The sequence below is a fragment of the Mesorhizobium sp. M0140 genome (assembly GCF_040322475.1).
Classification (GTDB): Bacteria; Pseudomonadota; Alphaproteobacteria; order Rhizobiales; family Rhizobiaceae; genus Mesorhizobium.
Genome location: NZ_JAMYTM010000005.1, coordinates 52,657 through 72,128, shown reverse-complemented (window position 1 = coordinate 72,128; position 19,472 = coordinate 52,657). Strand labels below are relative to the sequence as shown.

19 protein-coding genes are annotated in these 19,472 nt (G+C 62.0%); 6 read left to right on the top strand and 13 right to left on the bottom strand.

Annotated features, from left to right (window positions below; all coding sequences use genetic code 11):
- Positions 1 to 204: 204 nt before the first annotated feature.
- Positions 205 to 2,352: a polyribonucleotide nucleotidyltransferase gene (gene pnp / locus NKJ37_RS07115; protein WP_352773404.1), complete on the top strand. Its 2,148-nt coding sequence runs from the start codon at positions 205 to 207 to the stop codon at positions 2,350 to 2,352.
- A gap of 100 nt (positions 2,353 to 2,452) precedes the next feature.
- On the top strand, positions 2,453 to 3,472 hold the full coding sequence (locus NKJ37_RS07110; protein WP_352554682.1) for a class I SAM-dependent methyltransferase: 1,020 nt from the start codon (positions 2,453 to 2,455) through the stop codon (positions 3,470 to 3,472).
- Positions 3,473 to 3,546: 74 nt separating this feature from the next.
- Here NKJ37_RS07110 and NKJ37_RS07105 read toward each other — a convergent pair whose 3' ends face one another.
- The 4 genes from NKJ37_RS07105 to fabA all read right to left on the bottom strand — a co-directional run bounded on the left by NKJ37_RS07105 (position 3,547) and on the right by fabA (position 7,909).
- Positions 3,547 to 5,091: a putative bifunctional diguanylate cyclase/phosphodiesterase gene (locus tag NKJ37_RS07105; protein WP_352773401.1), complete on the bottom strand. Its 1,545-nt coding sequence runs from the start codon at positions 5,089 to 5,091 to the stop codon at positions 3,547 to 3,549.
- Positions 5,092 to 5,296: 205 nt separating this feature from the next.
- Complete coding sequence (fabI, locus tag NKJ37_RS07100) at positions 5,297 to 6,109, bottom strand: enoyl-ACP reductase FabI (protein ID WP_023811399.1); 813 nt, start codon at positions 6,107 to 6,109, stop codon at positions 5,297 to 5,299.
- A gap of 13 nt (positions 6,110 to 6,122) precedes the next feature.
- Positions 6,123 to 7,343: a beta-ketoacyl-ACP synthase I gene (gene fabB / locus NKJ37_RS07095; protein ID WP_023811398.1), complete on the bottom strand. Its 1,221-nt coding sequence runs from the start codon at positions 7,341 to 7,343 to the stop codon at positions 6,123 to 6,125.
- 50 nt (positions 7,344 to 7,393) lie between these two features.
- Positions 7,394 to 7,909, bottom strand: coding sequence for a 3-hydroxyacyl-[acyl-carrier-protein] dehydratase FabA (gene fabA, locus NKJ37_RS07090; protein WP_013527885.1), 516 nt, complete (start codon positions 7,907 to 7,909; stop codon positions 7,394 to 7,396).
- A 242-nt stretch (positions 7,910 to 8,151) separates the two neighbouring features.
- Between fabA and irrA the strand changes: the two genes are divergently transcribed.
- Together irrA and NKJ37_RS07080 are read left to right on the top strand one after the other, a co-directional pair.
- Positions 8,152 to 8,583, top strand: coding sequence for an iron response transcriptional regulator IrrA (gene irrA, locus NKJ37_RS07085; protein WP_024503471.1), 432 nt, complete (start codon positions 8,152 to 8,154; stop codon positions 8,581 to 8,583).
- A 59-nt stretch (positions 8,584 to 8,642) separates the two neighbouring features.
- On the top strand, positions 8,643 to 8,771 hold the full coding sequence (locus NKJ37_RS07080) for a DUF4260 family protein (RefSeq protein WP_245486205.1): 129 nt from the start codon (positions 8,643 to 8,645) through the stop codon (positions 8,769 to 8,771).
- Between the two features lie 29 nt (positions 8,772 to 8,800).
- Here NKJ37_RS07080 and NKJ37_RS07075 read toward each other — a convergent pair whose 3' ends face one another.
- A complete protein-coding gene (locus NKJ37_RS07075) occupies positions 8,801 to 9,238 on the bottom strand; it encodes a DUF302 domain-containing protein (RefSeq protein WP_352439651.1) in 438 nt (145 codons plus the stop codon).
- 4 nt (positions 9,239 to 9,242) lie between these two features.
- Positions 9,243 to 9,782, bottom strand: coding sequence for a carboxymuconolactone decarboxylase family protein (locus tag NKJ37_RS07070; RefSeq protein WP_023811394.1), 540 nt, complete (start codon positions 9,780 to 9,782; stop codon positions 9,243 to 9,245).
- Between the two features lie 116 nt (positions 9,783 to 9,898).
- Here NKJ37_RS07070 and NKJ37_RS07065 point away from each other — a divergent pair, with 116 nt between their 5' ends.
- The gene (locus NKJ37_RS07065; RefSeq protein ID WP_023811393.1) at positions 9,899 to 10,756 is read left to right on the top strand and encodes a LysR family transcriptional regulator; all 858 of its coding nucleotides are present in this window, start codon (positions 9,899 to 9,901) and stop codon (positions 10,754 to 10,756) included.
- Positions 10,757 to 10,867: 111 nt separating this feature from the next.
- On the opposite strand, the gene NKJ37_RS07060 is transcribed toward NKJ37_RS07065, so the two are convergent.
- A complete protein-coding gene (locus NKJ37_RS07060; RefSeq protein WP_023811392.1) occupies positions 10,868 to 11,428 on the bottom strand; it encodes an SH3 domain-containing protein in 561 nt (186 codons plus the stop codon).
- Between the two features lie 219 nt (positions 11,429 to 11,647).
- Between NKJ37_RS07060 and NKJ37_RS07055 the strand changes: the two genes are divergently transcribed.
- Complete coding sequence (locus tag NKJ37_RS07055; RefSeq protein ID WP_352773398.1) at positions 11,648 to 12,649, top strand: 2-hydroxyacid dehydrogenase; 1,002 nt, start codon at positions 11,648 to 11,650, stop codon at positions 12,647 to 12,649.
- A gap of 33 nt (positions 12,650 to 12,682) precedes the next feature.
- On the opposite strand, the gene NKJ37_RS07050 is transcribed toward NKJ37_RS07055, so the two are convergent.
- The 6 genes from NKJ37_RS07050 to rpsT all read right to left on the bottom strand — a co-directional run bounded on the left by NKJ37_RS07050 (position 12,683) and on the right by rpsT (position 19,382).
- Complete coding sequence (locus NKJ37_RS07050) at positions 12,683 to 13,171, bottom strand: GNAT family N-acetyltransferase (RefSeq protein ID WP_023811390.1); 489 nt, start codon at positions 13,169 to 13,171, stop codon at positions 12,683 to 12,685.
- 4 nt (positions 13,172 to 13,175) lie between these two features.
- Positions 13,176 to 13,931 carry a molybdopterin-synthase adenylyltransferase MoeB gene (locus tag NKJ37_RS07045; RefSeq protein ID WP_023811389.1) on the bottom strand — a complete coding sequence of 252 codons (756 nt, stop codon included), beginning with the start codon at positions 13,929 to 13,931 and terminating at the stop codon, positions 13,176 to 13,178.
- A 31-nt stretch (positions 13,932 to 13,962) separates the two neighbouring features.
- On the bottom strand, positions 13,963 to 15,108 hold the full coding sequence (gene recF, locus NKJ37_RS07040; protein ID WP_023811388.1) for a DNA replication/repair protein RecF: 1,146 nt from the start codon (positions 15,106 to 15,108) through the stop codon (positions 13,963 to 13,965).
- Between the two features lie 184 nt (positions 15,109 to 15,292).
- Positions 15,293 to 16,411 (bottom strand): DNA polymerase III subunit beta, encoded by a 1,119-nt coding sequence (gene dnaN, locus NKJ37_RS07035; protein WP_023811387.1) that lies wholly within the window; start codon positions 16,409 to 16,411, stop codon positions 15,293 to 15,295.
- A 304-nt stretch (positions 16,412 to 16,715) separates the two neighbouring features.
- On the bottom strand, positions 16,716 to 18,191 hold the full coding sequence (gene dnaA / locus NKJ37_RS07030; RefSeq protein WP_023811386.1) for a chromosomal replication initiator protein DnaA: 1,476 nt from the start codon (positions 18,189 to 18,191) through the stop codon (positions 16,716 to 16,718).
- 924 nt (positions 18,192 to 19,115) lie between these two features.
- Entirely contained in the window at positions 19,116 to 19,382 is a 267-nt protein-coding gene (gene rpsT / locus NKJ37_RS07025) for a 30S ribosomal protein S20 (protein WP_013533694.1), read from the bottom strand.
- Between the last annotated feature and the right edge of the window lie 90 nt (positions 19,383 to 19,472).

Sequence of the window (19,472 nt, the reverse complement as noted above, 5' to 3'; positions counted from 1 at the left end):
CCCGGTTTCGATCGTGCAGAGGGCACTCGAAACCGCCCATGGACGGTCATGGGGCAGGATTGCAGGACGCTCGCGCGCGCACCGCGCCGAAATCACCCGAGCTTCCCGTTGTCTTGCCCGTGGCTGCCCGAGAAAGGAAGCCAGGGAAAGGGCATCCGCGCACCGTGAAACGGCGCGGCCCTTTCCTCATATTAAGGACAAGACATGTTCAATCACCACAAAGTGGAAATCGAATGGGGCGGCCGTCCGCTCATCCTCGAAACCGGCAAGATCGCACGCCAGGCTGACGGCGCGGTGCTCGCCACCTACGGCGAGACCAAGGTTCTCGCCACCGTCGTTTCGATGAAGGAGCCGAAGCCCGGCCTCGATTTCTTCCCGCTGACCGTCAACTACCAGGAAAAGACCTACGCCGCCGGCAAGATCCCGGGTGGCTATTTCAAGCGTGAAGGCCGTCCGAGCGAGAAGGAAACGCTGGTTTCCCGCCTCATCGACCGCCCGATCCGCCCGCTCTTCGCCTCCGGCTACAAGAACGACACCCAGATCGTCGTCACCGTCGTCCAGCACGATCTCGAGAACGATCCGGACATCCTGTCGATCGTTGCCACTTCGGCCGCCCTGACGCTCTCCGGCGTTCCCTTCATGGGCCCGATCGGCGGCGCTCGCGTCGGCTATATCAACGGCGAATATGTGCTCAACCCGCATGTCGACGAGATGCAGGAATCGAAGCTCGATCTGATCGTCGCCGGCACCACAGATGCCGTGCTGATGGTCGAGTCCGAAGCCAAGGAACTCGGCGAAGAGCTGATGCTCGGCGCGGTCATGTTCGGCCACAAGGGCTTCCAGCCGGTTATCGACGCCATCATCAAGCTGGCCGAAGTTGCCGCCAAGGAGCCGCGCGACTTCACCGCGCCGGACTATTCCGCGCTTGAAGCCGAGATGCTGAAGATCGTCGGCGACGAACTCAGCAATGCCTACAAGAACGTCGACAAGCAGAAGCGTTACGCCGCCGTCGACGCCGTCAAGGCGAAGGTCAAGGCAGCGTTTGCCCCGGCCGAAGGTGAAGACGCCAAATACACTTCCGAGCAGATCGGCAGCGTGTTCAAGGAACTCCAGGCCAAGGTCGTGCGCTGGAACATCCTGGACACCGGTTCGCGCATCGACGGTCGTGACCTGAGCACGGTTCGCAAGATCGTCTCCGAAGTCGGCGTTCTGCCGCGCACCCATGGTTCGGCGCTGTTCACCCGCGGCGAGACCCAGGCGCTGGTCGTTGCCACGCTCGGCACCGGTGAGGACGAGCAGTATGTCGATTCGCTGACCGGCATGTACAAGGAGAAGTTCCTCCTTCATTACAACTTCCCTCCCTACTCCGTCGGTGAGACCGGCCGCATGGGTTCGCCGGGCCGCCGTGAAATCGGCCATGGCAAGCTCGCCTGGCGCGCCATTCGCCCGATGCTGCCGAGCGCTGACCAGTTCCCCTACACGCTGCGCGTCGTCTCGGAGATCACCGAGTCCAACGGTTCGTCATCGATGGCCACTGTCTGCGGCACCTCGCTGGCGCTGATGGATGCCGGCGTGCCGCTGGCCAAGCCCGTCGCCGGTATCGCCATGGGCCTGATCAAGGAAGGCGAGCGTTTCGCCGTTCTCTCCGACATCCTGGGTGACGAAGATCACCTCGGCGACATGGACTTCAAGGTCGCCGGCACCGCGAACGGCATCACCTCGCTGCAGATGGACATCAAGATCGAAGGCATCACCGAGGAGATCATGAAGATCGCGCTGGACCAGGCCAAGGATGGCCGCCAGCACATCCTCGGCGAGATGGCGCATGCTCTGACCGGCGCGCGTTCGGAACTGGGTGAGTTCGCACCGCGCATCGAAGTGATGCACATCCCGACCGACAAGATCCGTGACGTGATCGGCTCGGGCGGCAAGGTCATCCGCGAGATCGTCGAAAAGACCGGCGCCAAGATCAACATCGAGGACGATGGCACGGTCAAGATCGCTTCGTCCAACGCCAAGGAGATCGAGGCGGCGAAGAAGTGGATCCACACCATTGTCGCCGAGCCGGAAGTCGGCGAGATCTACGAAGGTACGGTCGTCAAGACCGCGGACTTCGGCGCTTTCGTCAACTTCTTCGGTCCGCGTGACGGCCTCGTCCACATCTCGCAGCTTGCCAACGACCGGGTCGCCAAGACCTCGGACGTGGTCAAGGAAGGCGACAAGGTCTGGGTCAAGCTGATGGGCTTCGACGAGCGCGGCAAGGTCCGCCTGTCGATGAAAGTCGTCGATCAGGCCACCGGCAAGGAACTCGCCCGCGACAAGAAGACCGAAGGCGAAGAAAACGCCGCCTGATTGGTCTGAGGCCATGAATCGAAACGGGCGCGGCTTATGTCGCGCCCGTTTTCATTTTCAGCCTGGGTTTCAAAGCGCTTAGACAAGTCGAGATCGAACAATGTCCGCCGAGCCGTTGAAGACGCTTTTCCATCCCTTCGAGGCGGAGGCTGTTCCTCTGCCGGGAAAGGGCACGCGCGCACTGTTTCTCGGCGCTGAGCCGGGTTTTCGCCTGCCTGAAGGCTTTGAGGCGACGCTTCACCTCGTACAGGGCTTCCGGCCGCATTTTAGCGCGCTGCAGGCGTCGGGCTTCGTCGTCACCGCGCAAGTGGAAGGCGATGGCTTCGATATGGCACTTGTGCTGGCCGGCCGGCATCGCGGCCTGAACGAGGTGCGCATCGCCGATGCGCTTGAGCGCGTGGCGCCTGGCGCCTTGGTCGTCATTGCCGGCGGCAAGGATGACGGCATTGCCAGCCTGCGCAAGCGCGTTGACGAACTTGTCCCCCTTGAGGGCCATCTGCCGAAATATCACGGCATCGCCTTCTGGTTACGCCGTCCCGCGGATCTCGCCGTCGCGGAAGAACTGCGCGCCGCCAATCCCGCTCTGCTGGTTGAAAACCGGTTCCGCACCGCGCCCGGCATGTTTTCCTTCGACCGGATCGATACCGGCTCCAAATTGCTGGTCGAGAACCTGCCCAATGATCTGCGGGGCAGCGTTGCCGATTTCTGCGCCGGCTGGGGGTATCTGGCTGCCGAGATCGCCGCCTGCTCCCCCGGCGTTCAGGCGCTCGACCTCTATGAGGCCGATTTCGCCTCGCTCGAAGCCGCAAAGCTCAATCTGGCAGGAGTCGGCCAGTCGATCGCCAGGAATTTCTTCTGGATCGATCTGCTGAAGGAACCGGTCGAGAAGCGTTACGACGCGATCGCCATGAACCCGCCCTTTCACCGCAGCCGGGCGGCCGAGCCGGAGATCGGCGCCGGCATGATCCGCGCGGCGGCCAAGGCCTTGAAACCAGGTGGGCGGCTGTTCATGGTCGCCAACCGCCAGCTTCCCTATGAGCCGATCCTGGCGGCCGCTTTTTCGAGCCATGCCGAACTCGCTCGCGACGGCATGTTCAAGGTGCTTGTCGCTCGTCGTTGAAGCATGATCCCGAAAAGTGGATACCGGTTTTCGGAAAAGGTCATGCTCAGACGAAAACAGACATCGCGTCGCACTCAATGCAGATTGGCGACGTGCCGGACGTCATCGGTGACATGCGCGTCGCCGATCCTGATCTTGAGGGGGGCGGGCCTGCCGTAAAGGTAGCCTTGCACCACCTCGCAGCCGGCTGCCCTGAGCAGCGTCGCCTGGCTTTCGGTCTCGACGCCTTCGGCAATGATGCTGACCCCGAGCGCGCGCGAAAGCCCGACGATCGTCGAGACGACCGCGCCGGAGCTGGAGTCGGTGTCGAGGCGGCTGACGAAGGACCGGTCGATCTTCAGCTTGCCGAATGAGAAATCGATCAAGTAGCTCAAATTGGAATAGCCGGTACCGAAATCGTCGACGGCGACCGAGATGCCCATATCCGCAAGCTCCTTCAGGATGGCGGCGGCGCGGTCGCGGTCCTGCATCATCGCCGTCTCGGTCACTTCCAGCTCCAGCCGCGACGGCTTGATGCCGGTGCTCGTCATAGTGTCGCGCACGATGCCGACGAAGTCCTTGGTCATGAATTGGACGGGCGAGATGTTGACGGCGACGAAGCAATCATCGGGCAGATGCTGTGCGTCGCTGCAGGCTTTGCGCAGCACCCATTCGCCGATCGGGCCGATCATGCCGGTTTCCTCCGCGATCGGAATGAACTCCATCGGCGGGATCATGCCGCGTTCCGGATGCCGCCAGCGGATAAGCGCTTCATACCCGACGATGCGGCCGGTCGGGAGATCGAGCTGCGGCTGGTAATGAAGGTCGAAGTCACCACGCTCGAAGGCTATATGCAGTTCGGATTCGATCCATTGGCGATGGTCGGCGACCCTGCCCATTTCGGCATGGAAGACCGACCAGTTGCCGACGCCGCTGGCGCGCGCGTTCTGCAGCGCCAGATTGGAGCGGCGCAGGATGAGGACCGGATCGACGCCGTCCTTTGGCATCGCCACGATGCCGACCGACAGGCTGACCGATTGCAGGTGCGTACCGAGATCATAGGGCTCCATCATCTCGTCGATGAGCCTCTCGACGGTGCTTTCCAGCGATCCGGACACCTGATTGTCGGGCAGCAGGATCGCGAATTCACCGGCGCCGATGCGTCCGATCAGCGCGCGCGGCGGCACGCACGTCTTCAAGCGCTTGGTGAAGGCGCGGATCAACTCGTCGCCCTGGCTGTAGCCGATGGCGTCATTGATCTGCTTGAAGCGGTCGATGTCGATATCGATGAGGAACATCGGCTCGCCGGTCCGGCTGGTCGCGCATGCCGCCTCGGCAATCTTGCCGACCATCGCCGGGCGTGCCACCAGGCCGGTCAGCTTGTCGAAATGGGTTTCCGTGAAGACGAAATCCGCCGATTCATCGACGCCGGCGAAGAAGGACATCGCGGCGACCGATGCCGCCAGTGCGCAAAGAGCGGCCATCACCGAGACCATCATGTCCGCGGAGATGCCGACAAAACCATCGCCGAGGCCGAGCTTCAAGCCCCAGAGCCCGAGGACGAAACTGCCGAGACCCGAACTCGCTATGGTGAGCAGTCGGAACACCGGTGTTCGCTTCGGGTTGCTGACGGCGAGCATTGAAAGTTCCCCTGAGTACGGGGCTTTCTAGCGGATATCTCCTTAAAATGAGTTTCCGCGAATGAATCCAATTTTACTGGACCGAAAGTATTTCTTGAGCGGATCAATACGCCTAGCGCTGAAATGGATTCAGTTGGCGCGCTTTAAGCTTCGTGTCTTCAATGTCGCCATTCCAAAACCGCCGCGCACCTTTGGGCGACAGGCGTTAGTCTCGTCCGCCGTCGGTCTGCTTCAATTCGTCGAGTGTCGGCATGGAAACGATGTGATAGCCGGAATCGACATAGTGGATCTCGCCGGTAACCCCGGAAGACAGATCCGACAACAGATAAAGTGCCGAGCCGCCGACCTCGTCGATGGTCACCGTGCGGCGCAGCGGCGAGTTTCGCTGCTGGTAGGAGAACATATGGCGCGCATCGGAAATACCGGCGCCGGCGAGCGTGCGCACCGGTCCAGCCGATATGCCGTTCACCCTGATGCCGCGCGGACCGTAATCGTTGGCGAGGTAGCGGACACTCGCCTCCAGCCCTGCCTTGGCGACGCCCATGACATTGTAGTTCGGCATGACGCGGACGGAGCCCGCATAGGTCAGCGTGATCATCGATCCGCCGTCCTGCATCAAGGTGGCTGCATGGCGGGCGACCTCGGTGAAGGAGTAGCAAGAGATCACCATGGTACGGACGAAATTGTCCCGGCTGGTGTCGGCGTAGAGGCCTTTCAACTCGTTCTTGTCGGAAAAGCCGATGGCGTGGACGATGAAATCCAGCCCGCCCCATTCCTTGCCCAGGGTCTCGAATGTGGCGGCGACCGAAGCGCTGTCCTCGACGTCGCACGGCACCACCAGCGAGGCGCCGAGCTTGTCGGCCAGCGGCTTGACCCGGCGTCCGAAGGCATCGCCCTGATAGGTGAAGGCGAGTTCCGCCCCATGTTCGGACAATTTCCGGGCAATTCCCCAAGCGATCGAATGATCGTTGGCGACACCCATGACAAGCCCGCGCTTGCCCTTCATCAATCCGTCCATGGCCGGCAAATCCTTATGCGGAATAGCGCTGGAAAACGAGCGTGGCGTTGGTGCCGCCGAAGCCGAACGAATTGGACAAGACAGTATCGATCCTGGCGTCGTCGATGCGCTTTCGCACGATCGGCATGCCCTCGAATTCGGGGTCGAGGGTCTCGATATGGGCGCTTTCGCCGATGAAGCCGCCCTGCATCATCAGGATCGAATAGATGGATTCCTGCACGCCGGCCGCGCCCAGCGAATGGCCGGTCAGCGACTTCGTCGAGGTGATATACGGCATCTCTGGGCCGAACACCTCGCGGATCGCTCCCATTTCCTTGGAATCTCCCACCGGCGTCGAGGTGCCATGGGTGTTGATGTAGTCGACCGGTGTGGAAACCGTGGCCAGCGCCTGGCGCATGCAGCGGACCGCGCCCTCGCCTGAAGGAGCAACCATGTCGTAGCCATCCGACGTCGCGCCATAGCCGACGATCTCGGCATAGATCTTGGCGCCGCGCGCCTTGGCATGCTCAAGCTCTTCCAGCACCAGCACCCCGGCGCCGCCAGCGATGACGAAGCCGTCGCGATTGGCGTCATAGGCGCGGGAAGCGGTCGATGCCTTGTCGTTGAATTTCGACGACATCGCGCCCATGGCGTCGAACAGGTCCGACATCGTCCAGTCGAGATCCTCGTGGCCGCCGGCAAAGATGATGTCCTGCTTGCCCCACTGGATCAATTCGTAGCCATTGCCGATGCAGTGCGCCGAGGTCGAACAGGCCGACGAGATCGAGTAGTTGACGCCGTGGATCTTGAACCAGGTGGCAAGCGTTGCCGATGCGGTTGATGACATTGCCTTCGGCACCGCGAACGGACCGATGCGCTTGGGACTGCCATTCTTCAGCGTCGTTTCGGCAGCTTCGACGATGGTGCGGGTGGATGGTCCGCCCGATCCCATGACGATGCCGGTGCGCTCATTGGTGATGTCGCTCTCGCCGAGGCCCGCATCCGCGATCGCCTGATCCATGGCGACATGGTTCCAGGCAGCCCCCTGGCTCAGGAAGCGCATCGCACGGCGGTCGATCATGGCCGATGGATCGAGCGTCGGCGCTCCCCAGACCTGGCAACGGAAGCCGTGTTCGGCGAAGGAATCGGAGAAGCTGATGCCGGATTTGGCGTCATGCAGAGAGGTCTGCACCTCGTTGGCATTGTTGCCGATCGACGACACAACGCCGATGCCTGTGACTACGACACGTCTCATTCGCAACTCCTTCCAGGGATGCTGGCCAGAGAGCTGGCCAGGGATGCCGGTCAGCCAACCGCCGACTGCTTGGACAGACCGACTTTCAAATCCGTTGCCGCGTATATGGGTTCGCCATCCGCCTTCAGCCAGCCATCGGCGATGCCGAGCACCAGCCGGCCCCGCATCACGCGCTTGAAGTCGATGCCATATTCGACCTTCTTCACCGAGGGCGTGACCATGCCCTTGAATTTCACTTCACCGGTCGACAGCGCCATCCCCTTGCCGGGTTCGCCCAGCCAGCCAAGATAGAAGCCCGTCAATTGCCACATGGCGTCGAGGCCGAGGCACCCCGGCATGATCGGATTGCCGATGAAATGGCAGGCAAAGAACCACAGGTCCGGCTTGATGTCGAACTCCGCGCGGATGAAACCCTTCTCGAAGGCGCCGCCCGTCTCGCTGATCTCGGTGATGCGGTCGAACATCAGCATCGGCGGATAAGGAAGCTGGGCGTTGCCCGGTCCGAACAGTTCGCCGCGGGCGCAGGCCAGCAATTCGTCGTACTCGTAGCTGGATTTACCCGCCATCAATCTCATCCCATATCGTTCCGGGCTATCGGGTGCCCTTGTCGTTGGTTTCCTAACACAATCTGTTTCAGGCCGGAAACCGGCGTTTGCGCTTAGCCTGCTCGTCTGCCTGGGTCAATGCGCGCTATTGATCGCATTCGGACGACAGAATATATGTCCTGAGAGGTCCGGTTTCGGCAGACGTTCATTTTTTTGCCATTCTGGGCGTGTCTTGGGGCGGAACTGTGGGGTTCGACGAGAAGATGGACCTGGACGGCCGGAAGGAAAATGTCGCTGTGGACAAGCGGGTCCGTGAAGCCGGCCTGAGGCCGACGCGTCAGCGCATTGCGCTGGCCGATCTGCTTTTCGCCAAGGGCGACCGGCATCTGTCGGCCGAGGAACTGCACGAGGAGGCGGTTGCCGCCGGCGTGCCGGTGTCGCTGGCCACCGTCTACAATGCCCTTCACCAGTTTACCCAGGCGGGACTTTTGCGCATCCTCGCCGTCGAGGGCGCGAAAACCTATTTCGACACCAATACCTCCGACCACCACCATTTCTACATCGAAGGCGAAAACCGCATATTCGACATCGACAGCGGTCCGGTGACGGTTGCCAACCTGCCGGAGCCTCCGGAAGGGATGGAGATCGCCAATGTCGACATCGTGGTGAGGCTGCGCCCCAAACGCCGCGAATGACCGGCGAGGCCCCCTGACCGTGCCCGCGCTGTTGCTGCTCGCCGGGCACATGTGGGGCAATGCGATGGCGGTTGCTGATCTGGATCGCCCACATCGCCATTGACCGTGCGCTGGGCTATGGCCTGAAGCTGTCGACCGGCTTTCCGGACACCATCTCGGCCGCATCGGGACTAGATGACCACGCCTGATGCAGGCGGCCGGACCGCTCATGGCTCCGCTAGATATCGCCTCCCGACACCGGCATCGTGGAAACCGTCTCGAGCATTCGCTCCGTCGCGTCGAACAGTTCATGGGCGAGACCAAAAAGCCGGGGATATGGCGAGAACACCAAAATCGGGTTCAAGGCGCAGACCGTCACGCCGGCTGCTTGTTCGCTGACCACGAACTTGAACGGCGCTTCGGGCACGGCGCCAGGATCGGTCAGCAACAGGCGCGCCATGTATCGCGGGTGGAACCAAAGCAGTTGACGGAGCCGAATGGTGGAGATCCCGCCTTTCCTGAGCAGGGCCTGCGGATCGATCTCATGGATGATCCATAGCTCGGCAGCAGCGATGGCGTCGCGAAGCCGTTGCAGTGTCTCATCGAAACCATAGCTGGAGGAAACGACGATCTGGTGACGCGGAATGGTCGCCATCGAACTCGGATCGAGGGTCACGAGGTCAGTCATTGAGAAGCACTGTCCGTGGAAAGTCGAGTTCTGGCTGGGCGAAGTGATTGAGGATGTTGGAATAGAAGTTGAGTGCGACATGCGCGATCACCTCTGCCAGTTCCTCGTCGTCGAGCCCCGCGGCCCTGGCGGCGCCGAATGCCTGGTCGGTGACGGCTCCGCGGCTACGCGCCACATCCGCAGCCAACGCCAGCGTGGCCGCCACTCTGGCATCGCTTGAATCGCCCCTGCGATTTAGCTCCAATTCCGTATCGGAGATGCCGATCTTGGATCCGCGAAATGCGTGGGCCGAAACGCAGTATTCGCAGCGGTTCACCTCAGCAGTTATCAGGGCGATCTGCTCGCGCAATTTCGAACTGAGACGGCCGCTCTGCAGCGACTCGCGAAATTGCAGATAACCTTTGAGAGCGACCGGAGAGTTGGCCAGGACGCGATAGAGGTTCGGGACGCGTCCGAGCTGGCGTCGCGTTTCCGCCAGAAGCTTGCCGGCTTCCGTGTCGGAATCTTCGTTTATTGGCGATAGGCGAGACATCTAATCATTCTCCTTCCGGGTCAGCCGGCAACCGCCGTGCTTCGTCGGAATCCATATGACTCGACGAGGAGCATTTGGAAATGTCATAGTAGCTGTCTCTATGATATGAGTACGAAATGAAGCATCTTGCCATCGAACAGCTTCGCAGCTTCGTGCTTGTTGCCGACTGCGAGAGCTTCACCACCGCGGCCGATCTTCTCGGGACCACCCAGTCGGCGATCAGCCTGCGGGTCCGCAAGCTCGAGCAAGCGATGGAGCGGCGTCTCCTGGCGCGGACGCCGCGCGCGGTTTCGCTGACGCCCGAAGGCGCGCGGTTCCTTGCTTCGGCGCGGCAGGTCCTCGAGGCTCATGACCGGGCCGTGGCTACATTCGATGCTGGCACGCAAACCACCACGCTCCGGGCGGCCATCGGCGATCACGCCGCCGGTGCGCTTCTGGAGTCGGCGTTTGGGCGTCTGAGCCAAGTCTTTCCGGAATTGCTGCTGGAAGTGTCGGTGGGTCTCTCAGCCGAGATGCAGGCCCGCTACGACGCAGGCAAGGCCGATTTTGCCGTCGTGCGCATGGATATCAGCCGGCGCCAGGGCATCCCGCTCTACCGAGACCAGCTTGTCTGGTGTGCAAGGTCGCCTGACGTCTGGCGGTCGTCTGCCGCGTTGCCGCTGTTGGCATTGCCCGGATCCTGCACCGTCCGACTGGCAGCGGAACGCGCGCTCGATGGCAGCAATACCGCCTGGCGCCTCGCCTTCACCGGCGGTTCGGTGACTGCGTTGCAATCGGCCGCCAGCGCGGGCTTGGGAGTGGCGGCGATCGGGCAGAGCCAGGTACCGGCCGATTGCGTGATACTGAACCGGTCGCATGGATTGCCGGATTTGCCAGCCAGCCGGATTACGCTCCTGACACGGTTGAGCAACCCGCTGAGAGGCGCAATCGCTGCCGCATTCGCAACGGACGCGAGCGATCGGCGGCGTGAATGACAATGCTGCAATTGAGTTTGATGAAGCGGAGGCGCAAGCACCTTGTTGCCGTATCCGTGATTGCCGGCCTATTTCTGATCCCGAGTTCTTCCGAGCCTCGCGATGAAGTTGTCAGTCCTTGACCCGTTCGCCGGGATAGGCGCCCCAGACAACCGACTGGGCAAGCCAGCCGGTGTGGCCGTCGAACGTCATTTCGCACCACTGGCCGTCGCAGGATTTGATCGTACCCATGACGCCAGGTTCAATCATCGCGACCACTCTTGCGTCCTTGTCGGGACTGTTGAGAAGGTCGATCTGGGCGCCCTTGCCGCGCTGCCATGGTGCGACGATTGCCGTGCGTCGGCCGGAAAGCAGCGACTGGTTGATCCAGCCTTCCGAACCATCGGCATCGCGCACGCGGCGCCATGTGTCGAATTCCTGGATGATCTCCATCGGCAGGCCGGCCTTCATATACATCCAGTCGACCGAGTAGTTGGCCCCGGGACCGACGCGCGAGTTGACGCGGCCGGATTTCAGGCTGACGAAGCGCGGCAGCGGCAGGCCGCTCGGACCAAGCGTGACGACGCCCTGGGCAGGTGCTGCGGCACTCTGCGCGCCCGCAAGCGGAGAATAAAGCAGAGCGCCGAGAAATGCTGCGCTGAGGGTCAGGCGAAGCGACGCGAAACCAGACACTTTCATTCCTTTCGGCGCTTGCCCATCGGCCTCGGCGCCCCTTTTTCTTTGTCTTCGGCGGCACCGCTTGTTACAGGGAGTAATCGGCACCGCGACCGGCTTTCAGTTTCGCCGGTCTTGGTTAAAGAGGTCTCAACGAGATCGGGTTAGAAGCAATTCCAGCAAAAGTGTGAAGCGGTTTTGCGTTCGGAATTGCGGCAAGTACTCGAGAGGGAAACAATGGCAGGCAAAAAGAAGCCTCTCGTCGTCATCACGCGAAAGCTGCCCGACCCCGTCGAGACCCGCATGCGCGAGTTGTTCGACGCAAGGCTGAATGTCGAGGACCGGCCGATGACGCAGCCGGAACTGGTCGCGGCGGTCAAGGAGGCCGACGTGCTGGTGCCGACGGTAACCGACCAGATCGACGCCGCACTGATCGCCCAGGCCGGCGACAACCTCAAACTGATCGCGAATTTTGGCAATGGCGTCGACAAGATCGATGTCGCGGCCGCGGCCAAGAGGGGCATCACCGTCACCAACACGCCGAATGTCCTGACCGAGGACACCGCCGACATGACCATGGCGCTGATGCTGGCGGTGCCGCGGCGGCTGGCGGAAGGCGCCAATGTGCTCACCGGTGACAAGAAATGGGCCGGCTGGTCGCCGACCTGGATGCTGGGCCGGCGCATCTGGGGCAAGCGGCTCGGCATTGTCGGCATGGGCCGCATCGGCACCGCCGTCGCCAGGCGGGCCAAGGCCTTCGGACTGTCGATCCATTATCACAATCGCCACCGCGTGCTGCCGGCCGTGGAAGACGGGTTGGAGGCGACCTATTGGGAAAGCCTCGACCAGATGCTGGCCCGCATGGATATCATCTCGGTCAACTGTCCCTCGACGCCGGCAACCTTCCATCTGCTTTCGGCGCGGCGGCTGGTGCTGCTGCAGCCGACTGCCTATGTCGTCAACACCGCACGTGGCGACATCATCGACGAGGAAGCGCTGGTCAAGCTGATCCAGGACGGCAAGATCGCCGGCGCCGGGCTCGATGTCTACGAGCATGAGCCGGCCTTGAACAGCAAGCTGCTGAAGCTCGCCGCCAAGAACAAGGTCGTGCTTTTGCCGCATATGGGCTCGGCGACGCTCGAGGGCCGCATCGACATGGGTGAAAAGGTCATCATCAATATCCGCGCCTTCGTTGACGGCCACCGCCCACCAGACCGCGTGCTGCCGCTCAGGACCTGACGCTGTCGCGGCCCACAAACCGTAAGATAAACCTTACGGGATAGCTTTGCGCATGGTGATCGAGGTCGGCCTGGCATAGCCCTCGTGCGCCGTCCGTTCAGTTTCGCGAAAGCCGAGGCGAGCAAAGGCCGCATGATTCCCGGTCAGCTCGATCCGCGTCTGAAGCTCGATTGCCGCCTTGCCGCGGCTGCGGGCAAGGTCTTCGACCGCCTGCATCAGCCGCCGGCCAATGCCTTGTCCCTGGCAGTCCGGCGCGACCGCGAGCTTGCCGACATAGAACTCTGTCACCTTTTCAAGGGCAAAGACGCAGCCGACGATCCGATCGCCCTTGAGCGCCACGAAGCCGGTCTCCCACCGCGCCTTGTCCCGCAGAGTGTCGGTGGTCAAAAGGTGGGCCGAGGAGGGCGGGTCGATGACGCCGTCCATCGAGGCGAAAGCGCGCATGATCAATGCGAGCACATCGTCCCAGCGGTCGAAATCGGTCGGGATCCGCGTGATGGAGGCAGCTTCGATCCGGTCCAAGAATTCAGCTTCTCTTGTAGCGGATGGTGTCGAAGCGCGCCGCCAGCCCGTCATAGAGCAGCAGCCGGCCGACCAGCGGTTCGCCGACGCCGGTGATCAGCTTGATCGCCTCCATGGCCTGCAGCGTGCCGACGACGCCGGTCAGCGCGCCAAGCACGCCGGCTTCGGCGCAGGACGGCACCAGGCCCGGCGGCGGCGCCTCGGGAAACAGATCGCGATAGCCTGGATTGGGTTTGCCGTCCTTGCCGTCTTCGAATGGCTTCAGCACCGTTACCGAACCATCGAAGCGTCCGACGGCGGCATGCACCAGCGGCTTGCCTTCGCTCGCGCAGGCATCGGCCACGGCATAGCGCGTTTCGAAATTGTCGGAACCGTCGACGACGATGTCATAGCGGGCGACGAGGGCGGGCGCATTGTCCGTGGTCAGCCGGATTGCGTGCGCTTCAACAATTGTGTTGGGATTGATGCGAACGATTGCCGCCTTGGCGCTATCGGTTTTCAGCAGGCCGACAGTGTCGGTACCGTGAATGACCTGGCGCTGCAGATTGGACAGCGAAACGGTGTCGTCATCGACCACGCCTAGTGTGCCGACGCCGGCGGCGGCGAGATATTCAAGCACCGGCGCGCCCAGCCCGCCAGCGCCGATGACCAGCACCCGGGCCTGTTTCAGCCTTTGCTGGCCGGCTCCGCCGATCTCCGGCAGCACGATGTGGCGGGCATAGCGTTCGATCTCGTCTGCGGTCAGGGCGGCAGTGGTCATTGCCTGATCATACAGGGACTGAAAAACCTTGTCAGTGGTCTTCGGTTGGCCCAACCGTCCCATGGTCGACAGTCAGGAATTGCGCGCGTCCCTGGAGACTGGAAAACAGCGCAGCATCGGTTCCTGTCATGAACGCCTGGCAGTTCAGTTCCTCCAGGATGGAAAACAGCGCCGTGCGGCGCCGGCTGTCGAGATGCGCGGCGATCTCGTCGAGCAGCAGGATCGGCGTCATGCCCGACATTTCGCCGGTCAGCCTTGCATGCGACAGCACGATGCCGACCAGCAGCGCCTTTTGCTCGCCTGTCGAGCAAAGCTCGGCCGGCATCGCCTTGGGGCGGTGCCGAACCATCAGGTCCGAACGATGCGGGCCCTCGAGCGTGCGCCCGGCAGCGCGATCGCGGTCACGACCCTCGACAAGGGTTCGGCGGAAGCGCTCCTCGACATCGACTGCCGGCGCGGTCGCAATTTCGGCTTCCAGGTCTCCCGAAAGGCCAATATCGGCCTGCGGAAATGGCCCCGTGTCGGGCAGCCTGTCGATCATGGCGGTCAGAAGGCGCACCATCTCGGCTCGCGCGGCGGCGATCGCCACACCGGTTTCGGCCATCTGCGTCTCGATTGCGTCGAACCAGCGGTCGTCTCGAGAGCCTTCAGTAAGCAAGCGGTTACGGCCACGCATCGCCTTCTCGTAATCGATCGCACGTTGCCCGTGGCCGGGATCGATCGCCAGCACCAGCCGGTCGAGAAAGCGCCGGCGATCCGCGGCCGGCCCGGTGAACAACGCGTCCATGGCCGGCGTCAGCCACACCACGCGCAGCCATTCCAGCATGTCCTCGGCCGAACGCGCCGGAGCTCCGTTGATGCGCACCCGCCTGCCGCCTTCGCCGGCGGTGTCGCCGCCGGAAATGCCTGTTCCGATCTCGACTTGGCCGTCAGGTCCGTCGAGCCGGGCATGCAATGCAAAGCCGCCGTCGCCGCCCTCGCGTGCGACATCCGCGTAAGGGGCGCGGCGCAAGCCACGCCCCGGTGTCAAAAAGGAGATCGCTTCGAGGAGATTGGTCTTGCCGGCGCCGTTGTCGCCGGAAAAAACCACGGCACCTGGCGCCAGATCGATCGTCAGCGCCGCATAGTTGCGGAAATTAGTAAGTGTTAGCTTACTTATATGGTTCTGTCCCGGCAACCGCTATCCGCCTATAGAGCGCTCCATCGTTTCACGGAAACGCAGGACCGCTCTATCTCTTTGTTTTGACGCAACTCCGTACGGAAAACCGCTTCACACTTTTCCTGGAATTGCTCTAGGAGTTGCCGTAAATATCGCGCTTGCCGCCGGTCCACAACAGGACCGAAGTGCTGACACCGTGCCGCTACACCCGCATCGGCATCAGCACATAGAGTGCGGTCTCGTCGGCCATGTCGTGGATCAGCGTCGGCGAACCGGCGTCGGCCAGCATGAACTTGGCTTCCGTGCCGGTCAGTTGCGCGGCAACGTCGAGCAGGTACTTGGCGTTGAAGCCGATCTCGATCGGATCGGATGAATAGTCGGCGGACAGCTCTTCGGTGGCGCTGCCTGAATCGGGATTGTTGACCGCAAGCGTCACCTGACCCTCGCTGATCGACAGCTTCACCGCGCGGCCGCGTTCGGAAGAGATGGTCGAGACGCGATCGACGGCGGCGGCAAAACTCTGGCGGTCGATGATGAGCTTCTTGTCGTTGCCGGTCGGAATGACCCGCTGATAGTCGGGGAAGGTGCCGTCGATCAGCTTCGAGGTCAAAACCACGCTGCCGATGGTGAAGCGGATTTTGGTGTCCGACAGTTCGGTGGTGACCGCGACATCCGGATCGTCGACCAGCTTCTGCAGCTCGCTCACCGTCTTGCGCGGAATGATGATGCCCGGCATGCCTTCGGAACCCGCTGGCGCATCGATCTCGGCGCGCGCCAGGCGGTGGCCGTCGGTCGCCACCGAGCGCAGCTTCAGCTTGCCGCCGACCTCATGCGTGTGCAGGTAGATGCCGTTCAGGTAATAGCGCGTCTCCTCGGTGGAGATGGCGAATTGGGTCTTCTCGATCAGGCCTTTCAGGGCAACCGAGTCGAGACGGAAGATATGCGAGAAGGATCCGGCCGAGAGCTCCGGGAAGTCGGATTGCGGCAGACACTGAAGGCGGAAGCTCGAGCGGCCAGACGTCACCGTCATGGCGTTGCCGTCCTCGTCCGTCTTCAGCATCACCTCGGCGCCATCGGCAAGCTTGCGCACGATGTCGTAGAGCAGATGTGCCGGGACTGTCGTCGCCCCGCCGCGCTCCACCTTGGCGGGCGTCGCTTCGGTCACCTCGAGGTCGAGATCGGTCGCCTTCATTTCAAGGCTGGCGCCTTCGGCGCTGAGCAGCACGTTGGACAGGATCGGTATGGTGTTTCGCCGCTCGACCACACGATGGACGTGGTTGAGCGACTTCAGGAGATTTGACCGTTCCAGGATAACACGCATGACGAAACAGGCTCGCTTGAATGAATGACGGGTCACCAGTGGGCGGCGTCCCGCGAAAGGTCTGAACAGGCTCAGAATCTGCGTAAACTGACAGGAAAAAACCAGCAAACGCAAGCCCGCGCCACCGGTTCAGGCCGGCTAGGCGGGCTTTCTGGGGATAACGCGCCCGAAGTCCGCTAGCCAGTGTCGTAAAACCGAAATCCAGATCGCTCCCAGGCGGCGCCACGAGCCCGATCCAGGCCCAGCGCCGCACTGGCAAGCCATTGAATTCCGGTATTGTTCCGGCTCTGCCATCCCCGGAGGATCAGGCCTGGTCGTTGATCAACCGCCTCAGAAGCTCAAGTTCCTGCGCCAGCGTGTTGTCGTTGCCGGAAAGGTCCTCGATCTTGCGCACGGCATGCAGCACCGTGGTGTGATCGCGGCCGCCGAAACGCCGTCCGATCTCAGGCAGCGAGCGCGGCGTCATCACCTTCGACAGGTACATGGCGACCTGCCGCGGCTTGACGATGGTGCGCGTGCGCCGGTTGGACAGCAATTCGGTCTTCGACACATTGTAGTGACGCGCCACGATGCGCTGGATGTCCTCAATACGGACACGCTTCGGCTCGCCGGTGCGATAGATGTGGCCGAGGATTTCGTCGATCCGGTCGATGGTGATCTGCGGCTCGAAGGATTGACGGAACAAAAGCTGATTGAAGGCGCCTTCCAGCTCGCGTCCGCTGCCGGTCACGGTGCGGGCGACGTGATTGAGGATCTCCTCCGAAATGTCGAGCGACGCGTCGTCGCTCCTGGCCGTGGCAAGGCGCAATTTGAGCATGCCGAGGCGCATGGCGAAATCGGGCGCCGACATTTCAAGCGCGACACCGCCATTGAGGCGCGAACGGACCCGCGGTTCGAGCGATTCCAGTTCCGATGGCGGCCGGTCGGCGGCGACGACGACCTGCTTGGCGCTGTCGAGCAGCATGTTGATGAGGTGGCAGAATTCGTGCTGGATCGACTTGCCCTGCAGAAACTGCATGTCGTCGATGATGAGCAGGTCGATGTCGCGCAGCTGTTCCTTGAGCGTCAGCGCGTTGTTGTCGCGGATCGCGGTGGCAAAGCGCCACATGAAATACTCGGCCGTGAGATAGACGACGCGCGACTTGGGGTTCTGCTTCAGCGATTCCGCGGCGATGGCCTGCAGCAAATGTGTCTTGCCGAGCCCGACGGTTGCGTGAAGGAAAAGCGGATTGAAGCGCACCGCGCTCGATTGCGATTCCGCCACTGCCTTGGCGGCGGCGAAGGCCACCCGGTTCGACGGTCCCTCGATGAAGGAGCCGAACGTGTAGCGCGGATCGAGCGGTGATCCCAAAACGTTGTGGCGGAATTCGCTCTCGATCGGTGTGCCCGGACGCGGAGCCGGTGCGCGCTCCACCCGGCTGGGGCTGACTGTGCCGGCGGCAAGCGCCGTCTGCGTCTGCCGTGTCACCTTGCTGCGTGCTGGCGTTACCTCTGGCTCGGCCTGGCTGCGTCCCTGACGGGTTGCCGTGCGCACGACGATGTCGATCTTGAGGAGATCGGGATCCTCCTGCTTCCACAACTCGGAGATGAGGTCGAGATAGTGGCCGTTGATCCATGAGCGCAGGAAGGCAGTAGGCACCGAGATGCGGACGATGCCCTTGGAAGCCTCGGCGACCTTCATGCGGCCAAACCAGCTCGAATAGACTTCGGTTCCCAGGCGCGCCTTCAACTGGGCTTTGACCCGGTCGAATTTCTGTTCCGCGTCGCTGGACACCGCCATGTCGTTTGCTCCGATCAAAGTTCCAGGAAATGGGAGGTCGCCCGTAAGCTCCCTTTCGATGCCGCTCTGCATGATCTTTTCCTTGTTCTTCCGTACCTGTTTCCACCGGGGATGCGCCTCCTGCATCCGGTTCCGGCGACCTAAGTCTTTGCTACGATGTCCGCTGCCGCCGCCGGCAGATGAACGTCGCCCATTATCTGCGGGAACCGGTGCCGGCCCATGGAAGCCAGTCCGCGTTGGGTATGTCAGGGCAATACAACACCGTCCGGCGAAAGGAGCGCCGGCGCGCCGTCTACCTGCCATGTCTAGTTACGCCAGTCCCCTACCGTATCGAAAAAGACAAACCAAACCCGTCCGCGGACTTGATCCGCGTTGCAAATCCCGCCAATTTAAGCTGGCCGATTCAGGCTTGGGTTAAGAGCCAGAGCCCGTCCCTTTCGATAGATCGACACTACCGAAATCGCTGTGGATAGGGCAAGGCCACGTCTAACGGATTTTTAAGGAATCTGGTTACTGGAGGCGGGTTCGAGTGGCGTGCCGTGACGGCACATTTTAACAAAGCCATTGTGATTCAAACCCTTTTCCGGCGAATATGAAAAACCGGACGCTGAGAGAAATATTCTGAAATAATTCGCTTGACAGCGACTTGTCCCCGATCGGGTCGGCCCGGTGTGGACAAGCTGTGGATCACCATCAGTAAGTGTCTGAAAATTATAAGCTATTTCTGACAGTTAAGAATCATTAAGCTGGCCCTTTTCAAGCATGCCGATCAACAGCAGGCATGCATATGCCGGCAAACTATTCCCAATTGTGAAATCCGCCTAAGACGCCGTTTCCGGACATTCTTTTTAAGTGCTTGCCGGCAAACGAAAAAACCCGGCACAAACGGCCGGGTTCGAAGAACGTCAGTCTAGGCAAGTAATGTCAGGCCGACAGTACCTTGACCCGCTGAGCCAGTCGCGACACCTTGCGGGACGCCGTGTTCTTGTGAATCACGCCCTTGGTCGCGGCGCGCATCAATTCCGGCTCCGCGATCTTGAAGGCAGCCTGTGCGGCAGCCTTGTCGCCGGAGGCAAGCGCCTCTTCGACCTGGCGGATATAGGTGCGGACGCGCGAGCGGCGGTTCTTGTTGATCGCTGCGCGGCGGACGATCTTGCGCGTTGCCTTTTTGGCCGAGGATGTATTGGCCATGATGCCTCTCTTCTGATCTGGTCGGCGCATGCGGAATGCCGCAGGGCGCAAAAAACAAACGGGCAGCCACGGGGCCGCCTCGGTTGGTGC